Source organism: Pseudomonas sp. SORGH_AS_0199 (genome assembly GCF_031453735.1).
Classification (GTDB): Bacteria; Pseudomonadota; Gammaproteobacteria; order Pseudomonadales; family Pseudomonadaceae; genus Chryseomonas; species Chryseomonas aestiva.
The window spans coordinates 1,113,746-1,137,867 of the sequence record NZ_JAVJAE010000001.1; the positions used below are offsets into that span (position 1 = coordinate 1,113,746).

Annotated in this window: 17 protein-coding genes, 2 tRNA genes and 4 pseudogenes; 14 read left to right on the forward strand and 9 right to left on the reverse strand. The window is 66.5% G+C overall.

Going from position 1 to position 24,122, the window contains the following annotated elements:
* Positions 1-1,049: 1,049 nt before the first annotated feature.
* Both QE444_RS23515 and QE444_RS23520 read left to right on the forward strand, forming a co-directional pair.
* A pseudogene (locus QE444_RS23515) lies at positions 1,050-1,220 on the forward strand (HAMP domain-containing protein); the annotation flags it as partial.
* A gap of 342 nt (positions 1,221-1,562) precedes the next feature.
* Positions 1,563-2,078, forward strand: a pseudogene (locus QE444_RS23520) (methyl-accepting chemotaxis protein); the annotation flags it as partial.
* 89 nt (positions 2,079-2,167) lie between these two features.
* Here the strand turns inward: QE444_RS23520 and QE444_RS05285 are convergent.
* Positions 2,168-2,254: transfer RNA gene (locus QE444_RS05285), tRNA-Leu, on the reverse strand.
* 112 nt (positions 2,255-2,366) lie between these two features.
* Positions 2,367-2,453, reverse strand: a tRNA-Leu gene (locus QE444_RS05290).
* A 210-nt stretch (positions 2,454-2,663) separates the two neighbouring features.
* Between QE444_RS05290 and rnr the strand changes: the two genes are divergently transcribed.
* The 10 genes and pseudogenes from rnr (at position 2,664) to QE444_RS05340 (ending at position 13,501) form a co-directional block, all read left to right on the forward strand.
* Positions 2,664-5,879, forward strand: coding sequence for a ribonuclease R (rnr, locus tag QE444_RS05295; RefSeq protein WP_309737488.1), 3,216 nt, complete (start codon positions 2,664-2,666; stop codon positions 5,877-5,879).
* On the forward strand, positions 5,876-6,628 hold the full coding sequence (gene rlmB / locus QE444_RS05300; protein ID WP_273862784.1) for a 23S rRNA (guanosine(2251)-2'-O)-methyltransferase RlmB: 753 nt from the start codon (positions 5,876-5,878) through the stop codon (positions 6,626-6,628). The genes rnr and rlmB overlap by 4 nt, the downstream gene beginning before the upstream one ends.
* 130 nt (positions 6,629-6,758) lie before the next feature.
* Positions 6,759-7,133 carry a response regulator gene (locus QE444_RS05305; protein WP_007161147.1) on the forward strand — a complete coding sequence of 125 codons (375 nt, stop codon included), beginning with the start codon at positions 6,759-6,761 and terminating at the stop codon, positions 7,131-7,133.
* 182 nt (positions 7,134-7,315) lie between these two features.
* Positions 7,316-7,726: a 30S ribosomal protein S6 gene (gene rpsF, locus QE444_RS05310; RefSeq protein ID WP_058791034.1), complete on the forward strand. Its 411-nt coding sequence runs from the start codon at positions 7,316-7,318 to the stop codon at positions 7,724-7,726.
* A 26-nt stretch (positions 7,727-7,752) separates the two neighbouring features.
* The gene (gene rpsR, locus QE444_RS05315; RefSeq protein WP_059316384.1) at positions 7,753-7,983 is read left to right on the forward strand and encodes a 30S ribosomal protein S18; all 231 of its coding nucleotides are present in this window, start codon (positions 7,753-7,755) and stop codon (positions 7,981-7,983) included.
* Between the two features lie 35 nt (positions 7,984-8,018).
* Positions 8,019-8,910: pseudogene (locus QE444_RS05320) on the forward strand (hypothetical protein).
* 20 nt (positions 8,911-8,930) lie between these two features.
* Positions 8,931-9,377, forward strand: coding sequence for a 50S ribosomal protein L9 (gene rplI, locus QE444_RS05325; RefSeq protein WP_158896715.1), 447 nt, complete (start codon positions 8,931-8,933; stop codon positions 9,375-9,377).
* Between the two features lie 150 nt (positions 9,378-9,527).
* On the forward strand, positions 9,528-10,922 hold the full coding sequence (gene dnaB / locus QE444_RS05330; protein WP_158896716.1) for a replicative DNA helicase: 1,395 nt from the start codon (positions 9,528-9,530) through the stop codon (positions 10,920-10,922).
* Complete coding sequence (locus tag QE444_RS05335) at positions 10,922-11,938, forward strand: D-alanine--D-alanine ligase (RefSeq protein ID WP_187981006.1); 1,017 nt, start codon at positions 10,922-10,924, stop codon at positions 11,936-11,938. Before dnaB ends, QE444_RS05335 begins: the two co-directional genes overlap by 1 nt.
* Positions 11,939-12,019: 81 nt before the next feature.
* Positions 12,020-13,501, forward strand: coding sequence for a glucosyltransferase domain-containing protein (locus tag QE444_RS05340; protein ID WP_273862786.1), 1,482 nt, complete (start codon positions 12,020-12,022; stop codon positions 13,499-13,501).
* A 108-nt stretch (positions 13,502-13,609) separates the two neighbouring features.
* Here the strand turns inward: QE444_RS05340 and QE444_RS05345 are convergent.
* Positions 13,610-14,987, reverse strand: a pseudogene (locus QE444_RS05345) (amino acid permease).
* A gap of 358 nt (positions 14,988-15,345) precedes the next feature.
* Here QE444_RS05345 and QE444_RS05350 point away from each other — a divergent pair.
* Positions 15,346-17,613 carry a YgiQ family radical SAM protein gene (locus QE444_RS05350; protein ID WP_187981009.1) on the forward strand — a complete coding sequence of 756 codons (2,268 nt, stop codon included), beginning with the start codon at positions 15,346-15,348 and terminating at the stop codon, positions 17,611-17,613.
* Between the two features lie 134 nt (positions 17,614-17,747).
* On the forward strand, positions 17,748-18,203 hold the full coding sequence (locus QE444_RS05355) for an REP-associated tyrosine transposase (protein WP_309737489.1): 456 nt from the start codon (positions 17,748-17,750) through the stop codon (positions 18,201-18,203).
* 98 nt (positions 18,204-18,301) lie between these two features.
* Here the strand turns inward: QE444_RS05355 and QE444_RS05360 are convergent, their stop codons facing one another.
* The 6 genes from QE444_RS05360 to urtB form a co-directional block, all read right to left on the reverse strand.
* Positions 18,302-19,156 (reverse strand): shikimate dehydrogenase, encoded by an 855-nt coding sequence (locus QE444_RS05360; RefSeq protein WP_309737490.1) that lies wholly within the window; start codon positions 19,154-19,156, stop codon positions 18,302-18,304.
* Between the two features lie 4 nt (positions 19,157-19,160).
* Positions 19,161-19,604, reverse strand: coding sequence for a type II 3-dehydroquinate dehydratase (aroQ, locus tag QE444_RS05365; RefSeq protein ID WP_133862306.1), 444 nt, complete (start codon positions 19,602-19,604; stop codon positions 19,161-19,163).
* Positions 19,605-19,750: 146 nt separating this feature from the next.
* Entirely contained in the window at positions 19,751-20,449 is a 699-nt protein-coding gene (gene urtE / locus QE444_RS05370; protein ID WP_187981302.1) for an urea ABC transporter ATP-binding subunit UrtE, read from the reverse strand.
* Between the two features lie 108 nt (positions 20,450-20,557).
* Positions 20,558-21,403 (reverse strand): urea ABC transporter ATP-binding protein UrtD, encoded by an 846-nt coding sequence (urtD, locus tag QE444_RS05375; RefSeq protein ID WP_309737491.1) that lies wholly within the window; start codon positions 21,401-21,403, stop codon positions 20,558-20,560.
* Positions 21,400-22,479, reverse strand: coding sequence for an urea ABC transporter permease subunit UrtC (gene urtC, locus QE444_RS05380; RefSeq protein WP_187981013.1), 1,080 nt, complete (start codon positions 22,477-22,479; stop codon positions 21,400-21,402). The genes urtD and urtC overlap by 4 nt, the downstream gene beginning before the upstream one ends.
* The gene (gene urtB / locus QE444_RS05385; protein WP_309737493.1) at positions 22,476-24,044 is read right to left on the reverse strand and encodes an urea ABC transporter permease subunit UrtB; all 1,569 of its coding nucleotides are present in this window, start codon (positions 24,042-24,044) and stop codon (positions 22,476-22,478) included. The genes urtC and urtB overlap by 4 nt, the downstream gene beginning before the upstream one ends.
* Positions 24,045-24,122: the final 78 nt, after the last annotated feature.

The following is a 24,122-nucleotide window of genomic DNA, read 5'->3' on the forward strand; positions in this document are numbered from 1 at the left end:
GGGGTGCGAGAGACGCTGGTAGGTCGCGGACGGCCGCTGGTCCGAAATGGCCAGCATATTGCTATGACTATTTATCGCTGAGGCTCCAGCTCTTCTCGAGTTGGCCGACAGCCTGTAAATGTCCCTCGCCGCTGGAGACCCCCATGTCGTTTCTCTTGTCGCTGCTGCGCAGCCGCCTGTTGCTGCCGGTATTCATCAGCCTGTTGCTCGCCGTCGTTCTCCAGGTGGGTCTGGCGCTCTGGCTGACCCAGGATGCGGTGAAGGGCCTGCAGTCCGGTCTGGCCGCACGCCTGTCCGGTGAATCCGAGCAGCTCGCCCATACCCTGCGCCAGGCCGGTGGCGAGGTGGATGGCAGTCTTGCCGAGCTGGCCGGGCAGACCCGCACGCGACTGGCCGAGGGGCTTGCGCAACGCCTGGCGCGCGAGCGGCAGCAGGTGGGTGAAACCCTGACCGCTACCCTCAAGAGCAATGCGCAGAATCTGGCCGAGTTGCTGGCGGGTGTGGCGCCCAAGGCGATGTGGGATGCCGATGTACCGGCGCTGTCCGATCTGGCGCGCCGGGCGCAGGGCAATCCCGAGGTGCTGTTCGTCGTCTTCCAGGATGCCCAGGGCCAGAATCTGACCCGTTATCTCAATCGTCAGGATGAGCGCGTGGCGCGCCTGCTCGCCATGGGGCAGGGCGAGGGTGCCCTGGCCAAGGTGCTGGATGCGGCGACCCGGGATCCCTCGGTCTATCGCGTGGATGCCTCCATCAGTCCCAACGGCGTGGAAATCGGCAAGGTGGTGGTGGGCTTTTCCACTCAGGTCATCGAGCGTACTGGTGCGGCCCTGGACCAGAGTTTCAAGACCTTGGTCGACGACGCCGGTGGTCTGGTCTCCAGTAGCGTGACGGCAGCCGCCAAGGGCAGTGCCGCGACCCTGGCGACGCGTTTGGAAGGCACCCGCCAGGCCGCCCTGGCCATGAGTCGCAATGCCGGTGAGACGGTTGCCACCCTGGCAGGGGCGCTGCGCTGGCAGATCGCCCTGGGGCTGATCGCTGTTGGCGTGGTGATGGTCGTGGCCGTGGCGCTGGTGCTGGGTCGACGGGTGCTGCGCCGGATCGGCGTGCTGCAACGGGCGCTGGACGATCTGGCGGCCGGGGAGGGGGATCTGACCCGCCGCCTGCAGCTGGGGCAGGGCGATGAGATCCAGGCGTTGGGTGGGGCGGTCGATCGCTTCCTGGCCAAGCTGCAGCCGCTGGTGGGCGAGGCCCATGGCGTCGCCGCACGCACCGGCGAAGAAATCCGCGGCTTGGCCGGCAGCAGCGCCACCGCCGAAGCGGCAGCGCTGCGTCAGCGCGAAGAGGTGGCCCGCAGCCTGGAGGCCTTGTCCGGCATCGCCGCGGAGGCCGAGGGCGAAAGTCTGGCCATGCAGGGCGCGTTGCAGCAGGTGGAAGCCATCCGCAGCTCTGCCCAGAGCAATGCCCGGATCGCCACCGAGGTGGCTGAGGGTATCGAGGGGCTGGTGACCCAGGTCGAGTCGGGTGCCCAGGTGATCGAGCGGCTGGCCGCGCAAAGCGAGCAGATCGAGGTGGTGCTGGACGTGATCCGCGGGATCGCCGAGCAGACCAATTTGCTGGCGCTCAATGCGGCCATTGAGGCGGCCAGGGCCGGCGAGAGCGGGCGTGGCTTCGCGGTGGTCGCCGACGAGGTGCGGGCGCTGGCCAGCAAGACCCAGGAATCCACCGGCAGCATCCGGACGCACATCGCCGGACTGCAGGAAGGGGCGCGCGAGGCGGTCGCCGCCATAGGCGAGGCGCGGCAGCAGGCCGGCAGCGGGTTGGCCGTGCTGCGCGACAGCAAGCGCATCCAGCAGGATGTCCACCGCGCAGTGGATCAGGTGCATGCCAGCATGAGCACGGCTGCCCAGGCCGCCCAGCGCCAGGCGGCGGGTGCCGCGGCGGTGCGCCAGCGAGTCGAGGTCATCCATGGTGAGGCGCTGCGTGCAGCCGAGTCGGTGGCGGCCACTGCGGACAGCAGTCGCACCCTGGCGGAACTGGCCGCTCAGCTGCGCGGCAGTCTGGGGCAGTTCAAGGCGTAGGGGAGACCCGCGCCTTTTCGCGGGCAAGAAAAAACCGGCCGAAGCCGGTTTTTTCTGCTGCGTCCGATCTGGGATCGTCCGCTTGGTATTGGTGCCCAGGAGAAGACTCGAACTTCCACGGTGTTGCCACCGCTAGGACCTGAACCTAGTGCGTCTACCAATTCCGCCACCTGGGCCTGCAGCGCGACTTCTGATCGCTTCCCGTCACCCTTGCGGGTTTCAGGATTAAAAAACCGGCTAGCGCCGGCTTTTCGTCGACCGATCTGCAAATCGATCGACTATAATGAGTGGTGCCCAGGAGAAGACTCGAACTTCCACGGTGTTGCCACCGCTAGGACCTGAACCTAGTGCGTCTACCAATTCCGCCACCTGGGCACTCAAGGCGATGATTGCTCATCTCCGACGTCGCGATTGCTCACGGCGTCGTGGGGCGGCACTTTACTTAGGGGGCGTTTGCTTGTAAACCCCTGCTGTGAAAAATATTTTTATTGAGCATGCCAGGCTAACTATTGCGCGGTTTTCACGTTTCAATAGGCGTTATGGCAGTTCCTACCGAACCCAGACTTAGAAGGTAACCCCAGACTGATGGCCGATTGGCAATCCCTCGATCCCGAGGCCGCCCGGGAAGCGGAAAAGTACGATAACCCCATTCCGAGTCGCGAACTCATTCTGGCTCATCTCGCCGATCGCGGCGCCCCGGCCACACGGTCCCAGTTGGCCGAGGAATTCGGTCTCGTCACCGAGGACCAGCTCGAAGCCCTGCGGCGGCGCATGCGCGCCATGGAGCGCGATGGTCAGGTGATCTATACCCGCCGCGGCGCCTATGCGCCCATCGACAAGCTGGATCTGGTGCGCGGACGCATCGCCGGCCATCGCGATGGCTTCGGCTTCCTGATCCCGGACGACGGCAGCGACGACCTCTTCCTCAGCCCGGCGCAGATGCGCCTGGTGTTTGACGGTGACATCGCCCTGGCGCGGGTCGCCGGCCACGATCGGCGCGGTCGTCGCGAAGGCGGCCTGGTCGAGGTGGTCACCCGGGCACATGAATCCCTGGTCGGTCGTTTCTTCCAGGAGAGCGGCCTGGCCTACGTGGTGCCGGACAATCCCAAGATCGGCCAGCAGGTGCTGGTGCCCGAAGGCAAGCACGGCGGCGCCGCCCACGGCCAGTTCGTGCAGGTGCGCATCGACGAGTGGCCCACCACCTTCCGCCAGGCCCAGGGCGAAGTGGTCGAGATTCTCGGCGACTACATGGCGCCGGGCATGGAGATCGAGGTGGCGCTGCGCAGCTACGACATCCCCAACGAATGGCCCAAGGCCGTCGAGAAGGAAGCCGCCAAGCTCAAGCCCGAGGTGGAAGAGAAGGACAAGCAGAAGCGCATCGATCTGCGCCAGTTGCCCTTCGTGACCATCGATGGCGAAGACGCCCGTGACTTCGACGATGCCGTCTATGCCGAGGCCAAGAAGTCCGGTGGCTGGCGGCTCTACGTCGCCATCGCCGACGTCTCCCACTACGTCAAGGTCGGCTCGGCGCTGGACGCCGAGGCGGAGAAGCGCGGCAACTCGGTGTATTTCCCCGAACGCGTGATCCCCATGCTGCCCGAGGCCCTGTCCAATGGGCTCTGCTCGCTCAACCCCCAGGTGGATCGCCTGGCCATGGTCTGCGAGATGACTATCGCCGCGTCCGGGCGCATGACCGGCTACCAGTTCTACGAAGCGGTCATCCACTCCCACGCGCGCCTGACCTACAACAAGGTCTCCACGGTGCTGGAGCAGCCCAAGTCGGCCGAAGGCAAGCAGTTGCGCAAGCAGCTCGGCGAGGTGGTGCCGCACCTGGAGCAGCTTTACAGTCTGTACAGGGTGCTGCTGGCTGCCCGTCATGTCCGCGGGGCCATCGATTTCGACACCCAGGACACTCGCATCGTCTTTGGCGCCGATCGCAAGATCTCCGAGATCCGCCCGACCCAGCGCAACGATGCCCACAAGCTGATCGAGGAATGCATGCTGTGCGCCAACGTGGCCACCGCCAAGTTCCTCGAGAAGCACAAGGTGCCGGCCCTGTACCGGGTACACGATGCGCCACCCCTGGAAAAGCAGACCAATCTGCGGCAGTTCCTCGGTGAGATGGGGCTGTCGCTGACCAAGGGCAAGGCCAACCCGGTGCCGTCGGACTACCAGGCGCTGCTGCAGCAGATCCGCGAGCGGCCGGACTTCCGGCTGATCCAGACGGTGATGCTCAGGTCGCTGAGCCAGGCGGTCTACAGCCCGGACAACAACGGTCACTTCGGTCTCAACTACGAGGCCTATACCCATTTCACCTCGCCGATCCGGCGCTATCCGGATCTGCTGGTGCATCGGGCGATCCGCAGCGTCATCCGTTCCAAGCTGGAGACCAAGCACGTCAAGCGCGCAGGCGCGACGAGCATGGCCAAGGCGCGCATCTATCCCTATGACGAATTGCGCCTGGATCAGCTCGGCGAGCAATGCTCCATGACCGAGCGCCGCGCCGATGAAGCCACGCGGGACGTCTCCAACTGGCTCAAGTGCGAGTTCATGAAGGATCGCGTCGGCGAAACCTTTGCCGGCGTCATCACCGCGGTGACCGGCTTCGGCCTGTTCGTCGAATTGTCCGAGGTGTTCGTCGAGGGTCTGGTGCATGTCACAGCGCTGCCCGACGACTACTACCACTTCGACAGCGTCCACCATCGCCTCTCCGGTGAGCGCAGTGGTCGTAGCTATCGCCTGGGCGATCCCCTCGAGGTGGTAGTGGCGCGCGTCGATCTGGACGAGCGCAAGATCGACTTCGTACTGCCGGCCAGTGCCGGGGCGCCACGGGTGCGTGAAGAGCGCGAGCCGCGCAACAAGCGCGACAACCGTCGCCGCGGTGCGCCAGCGCCAGCGCAGGAGCCAAGCGCTGCTCCGGCTGTCGAAGCCTCGGGCGAGCCCGTCTCCCCGGCGCCAGAGCGAGGGTCTCGCCGCTCGCGTAACGGCCGTCGTCGCGGTGCGGCGGCGCAGGAATCGAGCGTCGTCCCAGTCGCCGAGGCTGCAGTCGAGACCGTTTCGGCGAAGCCTGAGCAGCAGTCCGACCCTTCGCGTAACGGCCGTCGTCGCGGTGCGCCGGCGCAGGAATCGAGCGTCGTCCCGGTTGCCGAGGCTGCGGTCGAGCCCGTTTCGGCGAAGTCTGAGCAGCAACCCAATTCTTCGCGTAACGGTCGTCGTCGTGGTGCGCCGGCGCAGGAGCAGGGTGTCGCCGCGGCGGTCGAGGCAACACCTGCAAGCGTTTCGCCAGAGTCGGAGTCCGAACCGCGGCGCTCGCGCAGCGCTCGTCGGCGCGCGGCCGCTGCGGGGCGAAAGCAGGACGCCGGGGCGTCTATGCCAGCCTCGGTTGAGGCGACTTCGCCAAAAGCGCCGAAGCAGGACGACCCGTTGTTTGGTAATACCGACGTCAGACGTAGTCGTGCGGTGAAGCAGGCGCTGCTGGCCGAAGCCAAGGTCGAGGGCGGCAAGCCCAAAACCCAAGGCAAGGCCAAGGCCAAGGCTAAAGGTAATAGCGACAAGGGCAAGGCCAGCGACACGGCCAAGAGCCGTACCGCGCCAGCACGTCAGGATAAAGGGGCGGCTGCCGAAGGGGCTGCGGCGGTGGATGCCAAGGTCAAGAAGGCCAAGGCTGCAAGTGCCAAGAAGAAATCGGCAGGCAAGTCCAAGGCCGAAGGCCAGACCAAGGCTACAGCCAAAGGCAAGACGAAGACCAAGGCGAAGAAGCCTCATCGCAAGGGTCAGTCGCGCCCCAAGGATGACGCATGAGCCAGCTGGAAACCGTCTACGGTATCCACGCCGTGGAAGCGCTGTTGCGCTTCCATCCGCGGCGGGTGAAGCAGCTGTGGATCGCCGAAGGGCGGCGTGAGCCGCGGGTCGAGGCCCTGCTGGAGCTGGCCGCCGGTCAGCGTCTGGCGGTGGAAAACAAGCCGCGGGCCTTGCTCGATGAGCTGGCCGAGGGTGTGCACCAGGGCGTGGTGGCCCAGGTCAGTCCGAGCCAGGTCTGGGGCGAAGCCATGCTCGAGGAGTTGCTCGACCGGGCCGAAGGGCCGCCGCTGCTGCTGGTGCTCGATGGTGTGACCGATCCGCACAACCTCGGTGCCTGCCTGCGCAGCGCCGATGCTGCCGGGGCCCTGGCGGTCATCGTGCCCAAGGACAAGTCGGCTACCCTGACCGCGGTGGTGCGCAAGGTGGCCTGTGGTGCTGCCGAGGTGCTGCCGCTGGTGGCTGTCACCAACCTGGCGCGGACCCTGGAAAAGCTGCAGAAGCGTGGCCTGTGGATCGTCGGGACCGCCGGTGAGGCGACCCAGGAGATCTACGATGTCGACATGAGCGGGCCGACCGTGGTGGTCATGGGTGCCGAGGGCAAGGGCATGCGCCGTCTGACCCGCGAGCATTGCGATCATCTGGCCCGGCTGCCCATGGGTGGCAGCGTCAGCAGTCTCAATGTCTCGGTGGCGACCGGGGTCTGCCTGTTCGAGGTCGTGCGTCAAAGACGCGCCTCTGCGCCCCGGTAGTCCACGGCAGGAAACGTCTGGGTACCGACGCAGCACGTATCGCACTATACGAATCGCGCCGCAGTGCGCAGAATACCGGCCTCGCCCCGGAAAAGCCCGGGGCGAGGCCTGTCAACAAGAGGATGCCCGCGTGAGTCAGGAGATCCAAGAGCCGGTAGGCTTGCGAGTGCTGCTCGTCGAAGACGATGCCACGCTGCGCATGCTGACCACCGAAGTCATCGAGGAGCTGGACCATCAGGTCACGGCGGTCGCCTCGGCAGAGGCTGCCCTGGAGTTGCTGCCGCAGCGCGAACACGATGTGCTGTTCACCGATATCGGGCTGGGCGGCATGTCCGGCATCGAACTGACCCGGCGCGCCCTGGCGATGGATCCGACGCTGCGCATCGTCGTCGCCTCGGGTTATGCCTTCGAGCGCGAGCCGGGCATGGAAGCGCGGGTCGGGGTGCTGATCAAGCCCTATGACCTGAACAAGATCCGCCAGGCCCTGGCCGACGTGCAACGCTGAGTGCCTGAGGTTGTCCGGCGGTCGCGCCGGACATGCCTGCGGTTGCGCCCTCCGGCGCCCTTCTCTAGAATGTTGCCCCTTGCCCGGAGTGCGTCCGCATTCCACAGGGCAAGTCATCCGAACTATTCACTCCTTGTCTGACCGCGTTTCCGCGGCAGGCTGCAACCCGTAAGGAGCATTAAATGCGTCATTACGAAGTCGTGTTCCTGGTTCATCCGGACCAGAGCGAACAGGTGGGCGGCATGGTCGAGCGCTACACCAAGGCTATCGAAGAAGACGGTGGCAAAGTCCATCGCCTGGAAGACTGGGGCCGTCGTCAGCTGGCTTACGCCATCGACAACGTTCACAAGGCTCACTATGTACTCATGAACATCGAGTGCAGTGCCAAGGCCCTGGCCGAGCTGGAAGACAACTTCCGCTACAACGACGCCGTGATCCGCAACATGATCCTGCGCCGTGACGAGGCCGTCACCGGTCAATCCGAGATGCTCAAGGCCGAAGAAAACCGCAACGAGCGTCGCGAGCGTCGCGAGCGTCCTGCCGAGTCCGAGTCCGCCGAAGGCAACTCCGACGACGCCGACAGCGCCGAGTAATCTGGATCTAGCGAGGAATCATTGTCATGGCACGTTTCTTCCGTCGTCGTAAGTTCTGCCGTTTCACCGCCGAAGGCGTGAAAGAGATCGACTACAAGGATCTCAACACCCTGAAGGCCTACGTCTCCGAAACCGGCAAGATCGTCCCGAGCCGTATCACTGGCACCAAGGCCAAGTACCAGCGTCAGCTGGGCGCCGCCATCAAGCGTGCCCGTTACCTGGCCCTGCTGCCCTACACCGACAGCCACGGTCGTTGATCGACGCCTGATCACGAATAACGGATAAACACGGCATGCGGCCTCTGGCTGAGTTCATCATGCGCGGCCGTACTCAAGCCACCCTCGTGGTGGTGCTGGGTGCAGTCGTGCCGCTGCTGTACTGGATGACCGCTGCCGGTGGCAGCCTGGTGCTGTTGCGCCGGGGACCTGCCGCGGCGGCCGGGGTGCTGGTCTGGGCCCTGCTGCCGGCGCTGTTCTGGCTGTATCTGGGGGATGCCAGCATCGTGCTGGTGTTGCTGGGTTCGACGCTGCTGGCGGCCATTTTGCGCCAGAGCCTGTCCTGGACACGGGTGTTGTTGGCCAGTGTCCCGCTGGGGTTGGTTTTCGCCCTGGTGCTGGGGCAGGTCTATGCCGAGGGCATCGCGCAACTGGCGGAGGAAATCCGCCGGCTGCTGCCCCAGGTGTTGGGCCCGAGCGCGGCGCAGTTGCCGCCGGAAAAGCAGGCGCAGTTGCAGCAGTTGCTGCTGCCCGTGCTGACCGGCCTGATGGCGGCGTTCTTCCAGATCACCTGCCTGCTGTGCCTGATGCTCGGGCGCTACTGGCAGGCGGCGCTGTACAACCCCCAGGGGTTCGGTCGCGAATTTCGCGTCCTGCGTCTGCGTCCGGCCATCGCGCTCGGCCTCTTGGCCCTGCTGGTGCTGGCGCCGAACCTGGGCAGCGGGCTTGGCCTGCTGACCCCGCTGTGCAGCGTGCCGCTGGCCTTTGCCGGCATCGCCCTGCTGCACGGGCTGGTGGCGGCCAAGCGCCTGGCAGGGATTCTGGCTGGTGGGGCTGTACGTGACGCTGCTGCTGTTCGGGCAGCTGATCTATCCGTTGTTGGTGATTCTGGCTGTGATCGATAGCGTGTTCGATTTCCGTGGGCGGTCTGCGCAAGAGCCGCAGGGGCCCGCGGACGGTGAAGGTTAAAAGTTAAGAGGAAAGACTCAATGGATGTCATCCTGCTGGAAAAGATCGCCAACCTGGGCAACCTGGGCGACAAAGTGAACGTCAAGGGCGGCTACGCCCGTAACTTCCTGCTGCCGCAGGGCAAGGCTACCGCAGCCACCGCTGCCAACGTCGAGGCTTTCGAAGCTCGTCGCGCCGAGCTCGAGAAGCAGGCTGCCGAGAAGAAGTCCGAGGCTGACGCCCGTGCCGCCAAGCTGGCTGACCTGACCGTAACCATCGCTGCCAACTCCGGCGACGAAGGCAAGCTGTTCGGTTCCATCGGCACCCGCGACATCGCCGAAGCCGTCAGCGCCGCTGGCGTCGAGCTGGACAAGAGCGAAGTTCGCCTGCCCAACGGCGCGCTGCGCAGCGTTGGCGAATACGATGTCGAAGTGCACCTGCACACCGACGTCGAAGCTACCGTCAAGATCGTCGTCGTCGCTGAATAAGCGCGCCGTCGCCTGACTGGCGGACTTGCGCCCCGGCGCCGGTCTGTCGACAATCGGGCACGTCATTGCCAAGGCAGTGACGTGCCCTTTGTCTTTTCTGCCGTCCAAAAAATCATTTCGCCGCCCGCAATGGGGGCCCAAGACCTGCGCATGAACGAGATTTCCCTGCCCGAGCAGTACGATCTGCAGACCGCTGCCCTCAAGGTCCCGCCGCACTCCATCGAGGCCGAACAGGCCGTGCTGGGTGGTCTGATGCTGGACAACAATGCCTGGGAGCGCGTGCTCGATCAGGTGTCCGATGGCGACTTCTATCGCCACGACCACAGACTCATCTTCCGCGCCGTGGCCCGTCTGGCCGAGCGCAACCAGCCGTTCGACGTGGTGACCCTGTCCGAACAGCTGGACAACGAAGGCCAGCTGCCCCAGGTGGGCGGCCTGGCCTATCTGGCCGAGCTGGCCAGGAACACCCCCTCGGTGGCCAATATCAAGGCCTATGCGCAGATCGTGCGCGAGCGGGCCACCCTGCGGCAGTTGATCGGCATCAGCGCCGCCATCGCCGACAGTGCCTACAACCCGGAAGGCCGCGGGGCCAACGAGTTGCTCGACGAAGCCGAGCGCAAGATCTTCGAGATCGCCGAGGCCCGCCCGAAATCCGGTGGTCCGGTCGGGGTCAACGACATCCTGACCAAGGCCATCGACCGTATCGACACCCTGTTCAACTCCAGCGAAGCCATCACCGGGGTCTCCACCGGTTTTGCCGATCTGGACGAAAAGACCAGCGGCCTGCAGCCGGCGGACCTGATCATCGTTGCCGGTCGTCCGTCCATGGGCAAGACCACCTTCGCCATGAACCTGGTGGAGAACGCGGTGCTGCGCACCGACAAGGCGGTCCTGGTGTTTTCCCTGGAGATGCCCGCCGACTCCATCGTGCTGCGGATGCTCTCGTCCCTCGGTCGCATCGACCAGACCAAGGTGCGTTCCGGCAAGCTCGACGACGACGACTGGCCGCGGCTGACCTCTGCGGTCAACCTGCTCAACGACCGCAAGCTGTTCATCGACGATACCGCCGGCATCAGTCCTTCGGAAATGCGCGCCCGCACCCGGCGCCTGGTGCGCGAGCACGGCGACCTGGCGCTGATCATGGTGGACTACCTGCAGCTGATGCAGATCGGCGGCAGCAGCGGCGAGAACCGGACCGCCGAGATCTCCGAGATCTCGCGCTCGCTCAAGGGCCTGGCCAAGGAATTCAACTGCCCGGTGGTGGCGCTCTCCCAGCTCAACCGCTCGCTGGAACAGCGGCCGAACAAACGCCCGGTGAACTCCGACCTGCGCGAATCGGGGGCCATCGAGCAGGACGCCGACGTCATCATGTTCGTCTACCGGGACGAGGTGTACCACCCGGAGACCGAATACAAGGGCGTGGCGGAAATCATCATCGGCAAGCAGCGTAACGGCCCGATCGGCACCACGCGGCTGGCCTTCATCGGCAAATACACCCGGTTCGAGAATCTCGCGCCCGGCAGCTACGTTTTCGAGGACGAATGATGGTCAAGGACAAGCTGAAGATCGCGGTCCTGCTCGGCGGCACCAGCGAAGAACGCGACGTGTCCATCGCCAGCGGTGCCCAGGTGGTGGCGGCCCTGCGCCGGCGCGGGCACCAGGTGGTGACCGTGGATACCGCCCTGGGCCTGCTCGACGAGGATGCCGAGCGCGCGCTGCTGGAAGCCCGGGTCGGCCTCGAGCCGCCGGAGCGGACCGCGCTGGTGCGGATGCGCGGCCAGGACGCCGGCGCGCTGCTCAGCCGCGCCCAGCTGGGCGACCAGGATCTGCTGTTCCTCGCCCTGCACGGCGGCACCGGCGAGAACGGCACCCTGCAGACCCTGCTCGACCTGGCCGAACTGCGCTACACCGGCAGTGGCCGGGTGGGCAGCGCCGTGGCCATGGACAAGGACCTCAGCAAACGGCTGTTCCGCGCCGCTGGCGTACCCACCGCCGACTGGCTGATGGCGCCGGCAGATGCCGCGACCGTGGCCGCGACCCTGGGTTTTCCGGTGATCGTCAAACCCAGCCAGCAGGGCTCCACCGTGGGCCTGAGCAAGGTCAGCCGCGCCGAAGACCTGCAACCGGCCATCGAGCTGGCGCTGCGCTATGACCGCGAGGTGATGATCGAGCGCTTCGTCGCCGGGCGCGAGCTGACCGTGGGCGTGCTGGGCGACCAGCCGCTGGCGGTGGGCGAGATCGTGCTCGGCCAGAGCGGGGTGTTCGACTACACCAGCAAATACCAGCCCAAGGGCGCGGTGGAGGTGTTTCCGGCCGAGGTCTCGCCCGAGATCGCCGAGGAAGCGCGCCGCCTGGCCCTGGCCGCGCATCGGGCGCTCAAGCTCGACGGCTACAGCCGTGCCGACTTCCGCCTGGACGCCGAGGGGCGGCTCTGGTGCCTGGAGGTCAACACCCTGCCGGGGATGACCGCCACCAGCCTGCTGCCGCAATCGGCGGCGGCCATGGGCATCGACTTCGACGAACTCTGCGAGCGGATCTGCCAGCTGGCCCTGCAGGACTGACCCCCCACGCAGCCGGCGCCGCTATCGCTTCGGGTGGCGGCGGCTGCGTCTCCCGTCGAAGCCGGATTCGGATCCGCCGCCATGCCCCAGACGCTCACCCCGCTGCAGACCCGGGCGCTGTTCTTTTCCGCGCTGCTGCTGTTCGTGCTGCCCTTCATCCTGGTCGACTTCCCCTATGTCGATGACAACTGGCGCATCCAGCTGGAGAACGGTCCGGAGTGGCGGCAGCAGGGGCGGGTGCTTACCGAGGTCTTCTACCGGCTGCTGACCTTCAGCGGCAGCACCCTCAATCTCTTCCCCCTGCCACTGCTGATCGCCTGCGCCGCAGCCGCCTGGGCCCTGACCGACCTGGCCCGCCACTGTTTCGGCGCGCCGCGGCCGACCCAGTGCCTGGCCCTGCTGCCGCTATGGTTCTCGCCGTTCTGGCTGGGCAACCTGACCTACCAGTACGACGGCCCGACCATGGCCCTGAGCCTGGTGGCGGTGATCTATGCGGTGATCTATCGCAGTCGCCATACCGCGCTGGCGCTGCTGGTACCGGCGGCGCTGCTGGCGGCGGCCATCGCCTTCTACCAGGTGGCGTTCAATGTCTTCGTCGGCCTCTGCTGCTTGGAGCTGGTCCGCGCGGTGCAGCGCCGCGAGGCGCCCAAGCAGGCGCTGCGGCTGGTGCTGCGCCAGGGCCTGCAGCTGCTGCTGGGTGGCGTGCTCTATTGCCTGACGGCCTACCAGCTGATGGCGACCACGCGGCACGCCGGCGTGGGCGGCCAGGTGCTACCCGAGCTCTGGCACCGGCTGGGCGAGGTGCTGCACAGCGTCGGCCTGCTGGTCACCCCGGGCAATCTCTGGCTGTGGTGGCTGTTTGGCGGGCTGGCCGCGATCGGTTACGGCCTGGGGGCCCTGACCTATGCCCGCGCCTATGGCCGACGGGCGCTGCTGCCCCTGCTGCTGTACGCTGCGACCTTGCCGGTGCTGGCCTTTTGCGTGGCCGGCATCACCCTGCTGTTCAGCGATTTCATCCTCGAAGCCCGCACCCTGATGGGACTGGCGGTCGTCCTGACCCTGGCGCTGCTGCTGGCCCATGATCTGCTGGAGCGATTCCAGCCACGGCTGACCTGGCTGCTGGTGCTGCCGGTGCTGTGGATGCTGTCGCTGGCCTATGTCTATGGCCAGGTGCTGTCGGCGCAGAAGACCTTCGAGCGCGGTTTCGTCCAGGAGCTGCACCACGACCTCAGCAGTCGTCCAGAGCTGCGGCCGCTCAAGCGCCTGCTCTGGACCGGCGGTCCGCTGGAGGTGGCCTGGCTGCCGCTGGCGCAGAAGACCTTCGAGCAGGTGCCGGTGCTACCCTTCATCCTCGGCCTGTCGCCGGGCAACTTCATGATCGCCGAGCGGCTGCTGGACCTGGGGGTGATCGACGATGCCGACAGCGACAGCTGCAGCCAGCGGGTGGCCGTGCCGGGCGCCGCCACGCGGCTGGTGGACAACCGCTTCTACGACATCTGGGCGCTGGGTGAGGACGGCTGCATCATCATGAAGCCGCAGCGACCCTGGGTGCCGTTCGAGTAGCGGGGTAGGTTGGGCTGAGACGGTTCCCTCGTCGAAGCCCAACGAGCGGTGCCTGATGCAGGTATTGGGCTTCGCTCTGCTCAGCCCAACCTGCGGGGGCGAAGGCGATCAGTCCCGGCGCAGCTTGTAGCAGAGGAACAGGAAGGCCAGCCAGACCGGGATGGCGTAGACCGAGACGGCGATGCCGGGGATGCGCAGCATCAGCACCAGGATCATGCCGACGAAGGCCAGGCACAGCCAGTTGACGAAGGGCGACCAGAACGCCGGGAAGTGCGAGGTGCGCCCGGCCTGGCGCTGGGCAGCGCGGAATTTCAGGTGGGTCAGGCTGATCAGCGCCCAGGCGATCACCAGCGAGGCCACCACCAGCGACATCAGCAGCTCCAGGGCATTCTGCGGCAGCAGGTAGTTGACCACCACGCAGAGCAGGGTCACCGCCGAGGACACGGCGATGCCCAGCAGGGGCACGCCCTGGCGATTGGTGCGCAGCAGGGCGCGCGGGGCATCGCCCTGTTCGGCCAGGCCGTAGAGCATGCGGCTGGTGCAGTAGACGCCGCTGTTGTAGACCGACAGCGCCGCGGTCAGCACCACGAAGTTGAGCAGATGGGCGGCGGTGTCGCTGCCGAGCAGGGCGAAGGTCTGCACGAAGGGACTGCCGGCGTAGTCGTCGCCGCCGGCGCCGATGCTGCGCACCAGTTCGTCCCAGGGATGCAGCGACAGCAGGATGGTCAGGGCGCCGACATAGAAGATCAGGATGCGCCAGACCACCTGGTTGATGGCCTTGGGGATCACGGTGCGCGGCTGGTCGGCTTCGGCGGCGGTGATGCCTACCAGCTCCAGGCCGCCAAAGGAAAACATGATGATCGCCAGCACCGCGAACAGGCCGCTCCAGCCGTTGGGCAGGAAGCCGCCATGGTTCCAGAGATTGCTCACCGAGGCCTCGGGGCCACCGCTGCCGCTGACCAGCAGCCAGAGCCCGAAGGCCATCATGCCGAGGATGGCCACCACCTTGATCAGCGCGAACCAGAACTCGGTCTCGCCAAAGGCCTTCACGTTGAACAGGTTGATGGCGTTGACCAGCACGAAGAACACCAGGGCGCTGGCCCAGGTCGGCACCTCGGGCCACCAGTACTGCACGTACTTGCCCACCGCGGTGAGCTCCGACATGCCCACCAGCACATAGAGCACCCAGTAGTTCCAGCCGGAAAGAAAGCCCGGGAAACGGCCCCAGTAGCGACTGGCGAAGTGGCTGAAGGAGCGCGGCCACGGGCTCCTCGACGATCATCTCGCCGAGCTGGCGCATGATCAGGAAGGCGATGAAGCCGGCGATGGCGTAGCCGAGGATCATCGCCGGCCCCGCCGACTTGAGCACCCCGGCCGAGCCGAGGAACAGACCGGTGCCGATGGCCCCGCCGAGGGCGATCAGCTGGATATGACGATTCTTCAGGCCGCGCTGCAACTGGCCGGCGGCGGGTTGGGGCTGGGACATGGACGGGGGTGTCTCGGTGGTGAGGGGAGCGGGCGGCTATGGTAGCACTCCTGTCGCCAGGGGCCTGGTCCTGGGACGTTGCCCTCACCCCGGCCCTCTCCCGGAGGGAGAGGGGGAAGAGCGTAGCGGGGCAGGGGTCGCCGGTGAGTCTCCCTGTCGGCCCTCTTCCCCTGGAGAGGGGAACGAGCAGGTGCCTGAGGTGCTTTTGCCCCCTCTCCCCCGGGGAGAGGGTTGGGGGGAGGGCGAGTCCAGAGCCACCGTCGATAGCCAAAGGCAATCGATGTCCGGGGGCTGAACTGGTCATTTTTTGTGCTATTCTTCGCGCCCTCCTGAAAACACCCCTATCCCGGAAGCTGCCATGCAAGCCGCCACGCCGCTGTTCGACTATCCGAAATACTGGGCCGAGTGCTTTGGTCCTGCACCCTTCCTGCCCATGAGTCGGGCGGAGATGGAGCAACTCGGCTGGGACAGCTGCGACATCATCATCGTCACCGGGGACGCCTACGTCGATCACCCGTCCTTTGGCATGGCCATCATTGGCCGGTTGCTGGAGGCCCAGGGCTTCCGCGTGGGCATCATCGCCCAGCCGGACTGGCATTCGAAGGACGACTTCATGAAGCTCGGCGAGCCGAATCTGTTCTTCGGTGTGGCCGCGGGCAACATGGACTCGATGATCAACCGCTACACCGCGGACAAGAAGGTCCGTTCCGACGATGCCTATACCCCGGGCAACGTCGCCGGCAAGCGTCCGGATCGCGCCAGCCTGGTCTACAGCCAGCGCTGCAAGGAAGCCTACAGCCACGTGCCGATCGTGCTCGGTGGCATCGAGGCCTCGCTGCGCCGGATCGCCCACTACGACTACTGGCAGGACAAGGTCCGGCGCTCGATCCTGATGGACGCGACCGCCGACATCCTGCTCTATGGCAACGCCGAGCGGGCGGTGGTCGAGATCGCCCAGCGGCTGTCGCGTGGCGAGCGCGTCGAGGCCATCACCGATGTGCGCGGTACCGCCTTCATCCGGCGTGATACGCCCGCGGGCTGGTTCGAGGTCGACTCGACCCGCATCGATCGACCCGGCCGCGTCGACAAGATCATCAATCCCTACGTGAATACGCAGGACACCGAGGCCTGCGCCATCGAGCAGGCGAAGGGTGAGGTCGAGGACCCCAACGAAGCCAAGGTGGTGCAGCTGCTGGAAAGCCCGCGCATGACCCGCGACAAGACGGTGATCCGCCTGCCGTCCTTCGAGAAGGTGCGCAACGACCCGGTGCTCTATGCCCACGCCAACCGCGTGCTGCACCTGGAAACCAATCCGGGCAACGCCCGCGCGCTGGTGCAGCGGCATGGCGAGGTGGACGTCTGGTTCACGCCGCCGCCCATCCCCATGACCACCGAGGAAATGGACTATGTGTTCGGCATGCCCTATGCGCGCGTGCCGCACCCGGCCTATGGCAAAGAAAAGATCCCGGCCTACGAGATGATCCGTTTCTCGGTCAACATCATGCGCGGCTGCTTTGGTGGCTGCACCTTCTGCTCCATCACCGAGCACGAAGGCCGGATCATCCAGAATCGCTCCCACGACTCGATCATTCGCGAGATCGAGGAGATGCGCGACAAGGTGCCGGGCTTCACCGGCGTGGTCTCGGACCTTGGCGGGCCGACCGCCAACATGTACCGCATCGCCTGCAAGGACCCGGAGATCGAGCGCCACTGCCGCAAGCCGTCGTGCGTGTTCCCCGGTATCTGCGAGAACCTCAATACCGATCACTCCTCGCTGATCGAGCTGTACCGCAAGGCGCGGGCGCTACCGGGGGTGAAGAAGATCCTGATCGCCTCGGGGCTGAGATACGACCTGGCCGTGGAGTCGCCCGAATACGTCAAGGAACTGGTCACCCACCATGTCGGCGGCTACCTGAAGATCGCGCCCGAGCACACCGAGCGCGGTCCGCTGGACAAGATGATGAAGCCCGGCATCGGCAGCTATGACCGCTTCAAGCAGATGTTCGAGAAGTACACCAAGGAGGCGGGCAAGGAGCAGTACCTGATCCCCTACTTCATCGCGGCGCACCCGGGCACCACCGACGAGGACATGATGAACCTCGCACTGTGGCTCAAGCGCAACGGCTTCCGCGCGGATCAGGTGCAGGCCTTCTATCCCTCGCCGATGGCCACCGCCACGGCCATGTACCATTCGGGCAAGAATCCGCTGCGCAAGGTCACCTACAAGAGCGACGGCGTGACCATCGTCAAGAGCGACCAGCAGCGCCGCCTGCACAAGGCCTTCCTGCGCTACCACGATCCCAGGGGCTGGCCGATGCTGCGCGAGGCGCTCAAGGAGATGGGGCGCGCCGACCTGATCGGGCCGGGCAAGCACCAGTTGATCCCGGCCACCCAGCCGGTGGGCGACGCCGGCTACCAGAGCGCGCGGCGCAAGAACTCCACCCCGGTGGGTAGCAAGAAGGCCGGCACTGGCGGTGGGCGCATCCTTACCCAGCACACCGGCTTGCCGCCCCGTGCCAGCGATGGCAGCAAGGCCTGGGACAAGGGCCAGGAAGGCCAGGCCGCCGGCTACGCCAAGGGCGGTCCGCGCAAGAAATCGCGGCGCCAGCCGAACATGCCGCGCTGAGGCTATCGCGGCCATGGCAGTCCGCCGAAGCGGTCGCTCCTACGGGGTGCGATGCTTCTGTAGGAGCGGCCCATGGCCGCGATCAAGCCGCTACAAATGTTTAACTGGTCGTTTTCATCTCTCAAGGACGAGCGATGTCATCACGTCATGCGGCGTTGCGCAAGGGTCGTGTTTCTTTGCCCGGCCAGCTGTATCTCCTGACCACGACTACCAGCCAGCGCCAGGCGCTGTTCGCCGATTTCCCCGTGGCATGCACGGTGGCCCGGACCTTTAACGATCCTTGTTTGCTTGATGACGCCAGGCTGCTTGCGTGGGTGTTGATGCCGGATCACGTCCATTGGCTGGTTTCGTTGGGTGAGCGTTTCAGCCTGGACGAGTTGGTCCTGCACCTAAAGTCGGCCAGTGCACGTCGGGTCAATGCGATCCGCAATACCAAAGGGGCTGTGTGGGCGCCGGCCTATCATGACCACGCTCTAAGAGCCGAAGAAGATGTCCAGGCGGTGGCCCGGTACATCGTTGCCAATCCGGTGCGGGCGGGGCTGGTGAAGCGGGCGGGTGATTATCCGTTTTGGGATGCGGTGTGGTTGTAGATCGTGCCAGGAAAGCTGATCGCGGCATGGGCCGCTCCTACGGGGCATATCGGAGCCTATAGGAGCGGCCGCATCGGCGGACCGCCATGGCCGCGATATCAGCCGCGCAATTCGGCGAAGTGGGCCTGCATGCGGTCGGCGTCGGCGCTGCGGCCGCTGAAGAGTTCGAAGGCTTTGACCGCCTGGAACAGGGCCATGGTGCCGCCATCCAGGGTGCGGCAGCCGAGGGCGCGGGCCTGGCGCAGCAGTTCGGTTTCCAGCGGGAAGTAGATGATTTCGGCGACCCAGAGGCCGGGGTGCAGCAGTTCGGCCGGCAGTGGCATGCCGGGCAGCTTGGCCATGCCCACCGGCGAGGTGTTGACCAGGCCATCGGCGGCTGCCACGGCGGCAGCGCGATCAGTGCCGACCGCGGCGCGTCCGGGGCCGAAGTGGCGGGTCAGGTTGTCCACCAGTGCCTGGGCGCGCTCGGCCTCGACGTCGAAGATGAACAGCTGGTCGACGCCCTCGGCGAGCAGGGCGTGGGCCACGGCGCTGCCGGCGCCGCCGGCGCCCAGCTGCACCACCAGGCGCTTGGCCACGTCCGGCAGGCCGCGGCGAAAGCCTTCGGCGAAGCCCAGGCAGTCGGTGTTGTGACCCACGGTGCGGCCGTCGGCCAGCACCACGGTATTCACCGCGCCGATGCCGCGCGCCTCGGGCGAGAGATCGTCGAGCAGCGGGATGATCGCCTGCTTGCAGGGAAAGGTGATGTTGAGGCCGGTGAAGCCGGTGCGCTGGGCGGCCTGCAGCAGCTCGGGCAGGGCGTCGGCAGCGAGGCCGAGGGCATCCAGGTCGATCAGCCGATAGAGGTATCTGAGGCCCTGGGCGTCGCCTTCGCGTTCGTGCATGGCGGGCGTCAGCGAGGCCTGGATGCCGGCGCCGATGAGGCCGGCGAGGACGGATTTGGGTGCGGTCATGGAGTCAGTTTCCCTGGTGGGCGATGAGGGCGGCGATGGCGGCGCGATATCCCTGGCTACCGAGGCCGCAGATGACGCCGACGGCGATGCCCGAGACATAGGAATGATGACGGAAGGCTTCGCGACGGTGCACGTTGGACAGGTGCACCTCGTAGACCGGCAGCTCGCTGGCCACCAGGGCGTCGCGCAATGCCACCGAGGTGTGGGTCCAGGCGGCGGGATTGATCACCACCCCGGCATAGGCGCCGCGGGCCGCGTGGATCCAGTCGAGCAATTCGCCTTCGTGGTTGGTCTGGCGGAAGTCCACCTCGTAACCCCCGGCGGCGGCGCTCTCGGTACACAGCCGGGCGACGTCGGCCAGGGTCTCGTGGCCGTAGGTGGCGGGCTCGCGGGTGCCGAGCAGATTGAGGTTCGGTCCGTTGAGGACCAGGATGCGGCGGGAGGACATGACAGCCTTCTCTCTTGTTGTCTTGCCGGGCAGGCGCTGCCCGGCACTGGAGAGAAAATGTACCAGCCGGTTAATTCCGTCAATCGAGTCGGTCGGGCGGGTGACGGGGCAGGCTGCGGAAGCGTTCGATTATCGGCCCTGGTGACTCAGATCGCCACCAGTCCGCGCACCCCCTCGGCCTCCATGTCGACCCCGCGACCGCGCTGGACGATCTCGCCACGGGACATCACCAGGTAGCCGTCGGCCAGTTCGCTGGCGAAGTCGTAGAACTGCTCCACCAGCAGGATGGCCATGTCGCCGCGCTTGGCCAGGTGGGCGATGACGGTGCCGATCTCCTTGATCACCGAGGGCTGGATGCCCTCGGTGGGTTCGTCGAGGATCAGCAGCCGCGGGCGGCTGGCCAGGGCGCGGCCGATGGCCAACTGCTGCTGCTGGCCGCCGGAGAGGTCGCCACCGCGACGCTGGCGCATCTGCCGCAGCACGGGGAAGAGTTCGTAGATGGATTCGGGCACCTCGCGGGCTTCCCGGGCGGGAAAGCGCGACAGGCCCATGAGCAGATTTTCCTCGACGGTGAGGCGCGGAAAGATCTCGCGGCCCTGGGGCACGTAGGCGATGCCGGACTGCACCCGCTGATGCGGCTTGCGGGCGGTGATGTCCTGGCCTTCCCAGGTGACGCTGCCGCGCTTGGCCGGGATCAGGCCCATGAGGCAACGCAGCAGGGTGGTCTTGCCGACGCCGTTGCGGCCGAGCAGGCTGGTGACCTCACCGATGGGGGCCTCGAAGGACAGGCCACGCAGGATGTGGCTGCCGCCGTAGTACTGATGGAGTTCGTTGACCTGGAGCATGGGGGCCTCGGGGAGATTCTTTGATCGCGGCCATGGGCCGCTCCTACGTAGGAGCGGTCGCAGCGGCGAACCGCCATGGCCGCGATATGCATTCAGTTCGGCGCGGCGCTAGCGCCCCAGATACACCTCGATCACCTGGTCGTTGGCCTGGACCTGGTCCAGCGAGCCTTCGGCGAGGACGTGACCCTGGTGCAGCACGGTGACGTGGTCGGCGATGCTGCCGACGAAGCCCATGTCGTGCTCCACCACCATCAGCGAGTGCCGGGGCACCAGCGACTTGAACAGCTCGGCGGTGAATTCGGTCTCGGCGTCGGTCATGCCGGCGACGGGTTCGTCGAGCAGCAGCAGTTGCGGCTCCTGCACCAGCAGCATGCCGATCTCGAGGAATTGCTTCTGGCCGTGGGACAGCAGCCCGGCGGGGCGCCCGCGCGACTCCTGCAGGCGGATGGTGGTGAGCACCTCTTCCAGACGGTCGCGCTGCTCGCCGGAAAGCCGCGCGCGCAGACTGGCCCAGACCGACTTGTCGGTCCGTTGCGCCAGCTCCAGGTTCTCCCAGACGGTCAGGGCCTCGAACACCGTGGGCTTCTGGAATTTGCGGCCGATGCCGGCCTGGGCGATCTCCACCGGTTGCAGGCGGGTCAGGTCGAGGGTCTCGCCGAACCAGGCGCTGCCGCGGTCGGGGCGGGTTTTGCCGGTGATGACGTCCATCATGGTGGTCTTGCCGGCCCCGTTGGGGCCGATGATGCAGCGCAATTCGCCGACGCCGATGTAGAGATTGAGGTCGCGCAGGGCCTTGAAGCCGTCGAAGCTGACTTCGATGCCTTCCAGGCTGAGGATGGTGCCGTGACGGGTGTCCAGGCCCGTGCCGGCGCGATGGCCGAGACCGCTGGCCTCGGCGCCGATCCCGGGATCGAGCACTTCCGCGGCGGTGGGGGGGATGGGGGCGGCTTTCATGCGTCGCGCTCCTTCTTGATGAGGCCGATCACGCCACGCGGCAGATAGAGGGTGACGACGATGAACAGGGCGCCGAGAAAGAACAGCCAGTATTCGGGAAAGGCCACCGTGAACCAGCTCTTGGCGCCGTTGACGATGCCGGCGCCGAGCACCGGGCCGATCAGGCTGCCGCGTCCGCCGAGGGCGACCCAGATGGCCGCTTCGATGGAGTTGGTCGGGGCCATCTCGCTGGGGTTGATGATGCCCACCTGGGGCACATAGAGGGCGCCGGCCAGGCCGCAGAGCACCGCCGAGAGCACCCAGACGAACAGCTTGAAGCCGCGCGGATCGTAGCCGCAGAAGGTCACCCGGTTCTCGGCGTCGCGGATCGCCGTGAGGATGCGGCCGAACTTGCTCTGCGCCAGGCGCCAGCCCAGCCAGAGGCTGGCGGTCAGCAGGGCCACGGTGAGCAGGAAGAGCACCGCGCGGGTGCCCTGGGCGGCCACCGGAAAGCCCAGCAGGGTGGTGAAGCCGGTGAAGCCGTTGTTGCCGCCGAAGCCGGTCTCGTTGCGAAAGAATAGCAGCATGCCGGCAAAGGTCAGCGCCTGGGTCATGATCGAAAAGTAGACGCCCTTGATCTTCGAGCGGAAGGCGAAGAAGCCGAACGCCAGCGCCAGCAGACCGGGGGCCAGCACCGCCAGGCACAGCGCCCAGAGGAAATGGTCGGTGCCGGCCCAGAACCAGGGATAGCGGGTCCAGGAGAGAAAGCTCATGAAGGGGGGCAGCCCGTCGCCGGCGGCCTGGCGCATCAGGTACATGCCCATGGCGTAGCCGCCGAGGGCGAAGAACAGTCCGTGGCCGAGGGAGAGCATCCCGGCATAGCCCCAGACCAGGTCCAGGGCCAGGGCGACGATGGCGTAGCAGAGGATCTTGCCCACCAGGGTCAGGGTGTAGGCCGAGACCTGGAAGGCATTGTCGGCCGGCAGCAGGGACAGCAGCGGCAGGGCGATCAGCACGGCGAGGGCCAGGCCGAGCACGGCCAGGCTCAGGCGCGGGCCGGCCTTCTGCACAGCGGTAAGCGCGAGTGGCTGGTTCAATCGATGACCCTCCCCTTGAGGGCGAACAGGCCCTGGGGCCGCTTCTGGATGAACAGGATGATCAGGCCGAGGATGAGGATCTTGCCCAGCACGGCGCCGATCTGGGGTTCAAGGATCTTGTTGACGATGCCCAGGCCGAAGGCCGCCAGCACGCTGCCGGCCAGTTGGCCGACGCCGCCGAGCACCACCACCAGGAAGGAGTCGATGATGTAGCTCTGGCCGAGGTCCGGGCCGACGTTGCCGATCTGTGACAGGGCCACGCCACCGAGGCCGGCAATGCCGGAGCCAAGGCCGAAGGCGAGCATGTCGACGCGCCCGGTGGGGACGCCGCAGCAGGCGGCCATGTTGCGATTCTGGGTCACGGCGCGCACGTTGAGACCCAGCCGGGTCTTGTTCAGCAGGGCCCAGGTCAGGACCAGCACGAAGACCACGAAGCCGAGAATGATCACCCGGTTCCACGGCAGGAGCAGGTTGGGCAGCACCTGGATGCCGCCGGACAGCCAGGCCGGGTTGGCCACTTCGACGTTCTGGGCGCCGAACAGCACCCGCACCGCCTGGATCAGCATCAGACTGATGCCCCAGGTGGCCAGCAGGGTTTCCAGCGGTCGGCCATAAAGATGGCGGATCACGGTGCGCTCCAGCGCCATGCCGATGGCGGCAGTGACGGCGAAGGCTACCGGCAGTGCCAGCAGCGGATACCAGGCCAGCCACTCGGGGGCCAGGCGCTGCAGGGTCAGCTGCACCATATAGGTGCTGTAGGCGCCGAGCATCAGCATCTCGCCGTGGGCCATGTTGATGACGCCGAGCAGGCCATAGGTGATGGCCAGGCCCAGGGCGGCGAGCAACAGGATGGAGCCCAGCGACAGCCCGGTGAAGGCCTGGCCGAGCAGATCGCCCAGCAGCAGCTTGCGATCCACCTGGGCGAGGCCGGTAGCGGCGGCCTTGCGGACGTCTTCGTTGGCTTCCACCGCGGGATCGAGCAGGACCTGCAGGCGGGTCTTGGCCTGGGGCTCGCCGGATTCGCCGAGCAGGCGTACCGCGGCCAGGCGCACGGCGGGATCGGGATCGGTCAGCTGCAGGTTGGCCAGGGCGGCGGCGAGGGCGCCTTGCACTTCCTTGTCGGCTTCGCTCTGCAGACGTTTTTCCAGGAAGGCACGCTGCTCGGGCTTGGCCTCCTGGCGCAGGGCCTGGGCGGCGGCCAGGCGCACGCCGGCATCCGTGGACAGCAGCCCGCCGCTGGCCTGGGCAGCGCCGATGAGGATGCGCAGGCGGTTGTTCAGGCGGATCTGCTTGGGCGTGCCGGTCGGCGCCGTGGCCTCACCTTCGGCGGCGCTGTAGCGATCGCCGGTCTTGTAGAAGGGGCGCTTGTCTTCGTCGACATAGAAGCGGCCGTCCTGCAGTGCCTGGAGCACCGGCAGCTGGGTGGGATCAGGCGCGGCGGCCCAGTCCTGCAGCAGTTTGGCCTGGTCGTTGGCGCTGGCGGCGGCCAGTTCGGCGGCGGGGCCGGCCTGGGCGGTGCCCACGAGCAGCAACAGCAGGGGCAGAAGAAAAAGGCGTAGGGACATGCTCGGCCTCGTCGATGGGTAAAGGCTCCTGCGCGACGTCTCCCGGGGGAGGGCGGGCGTGGCCTCGTTTCTGGTGCC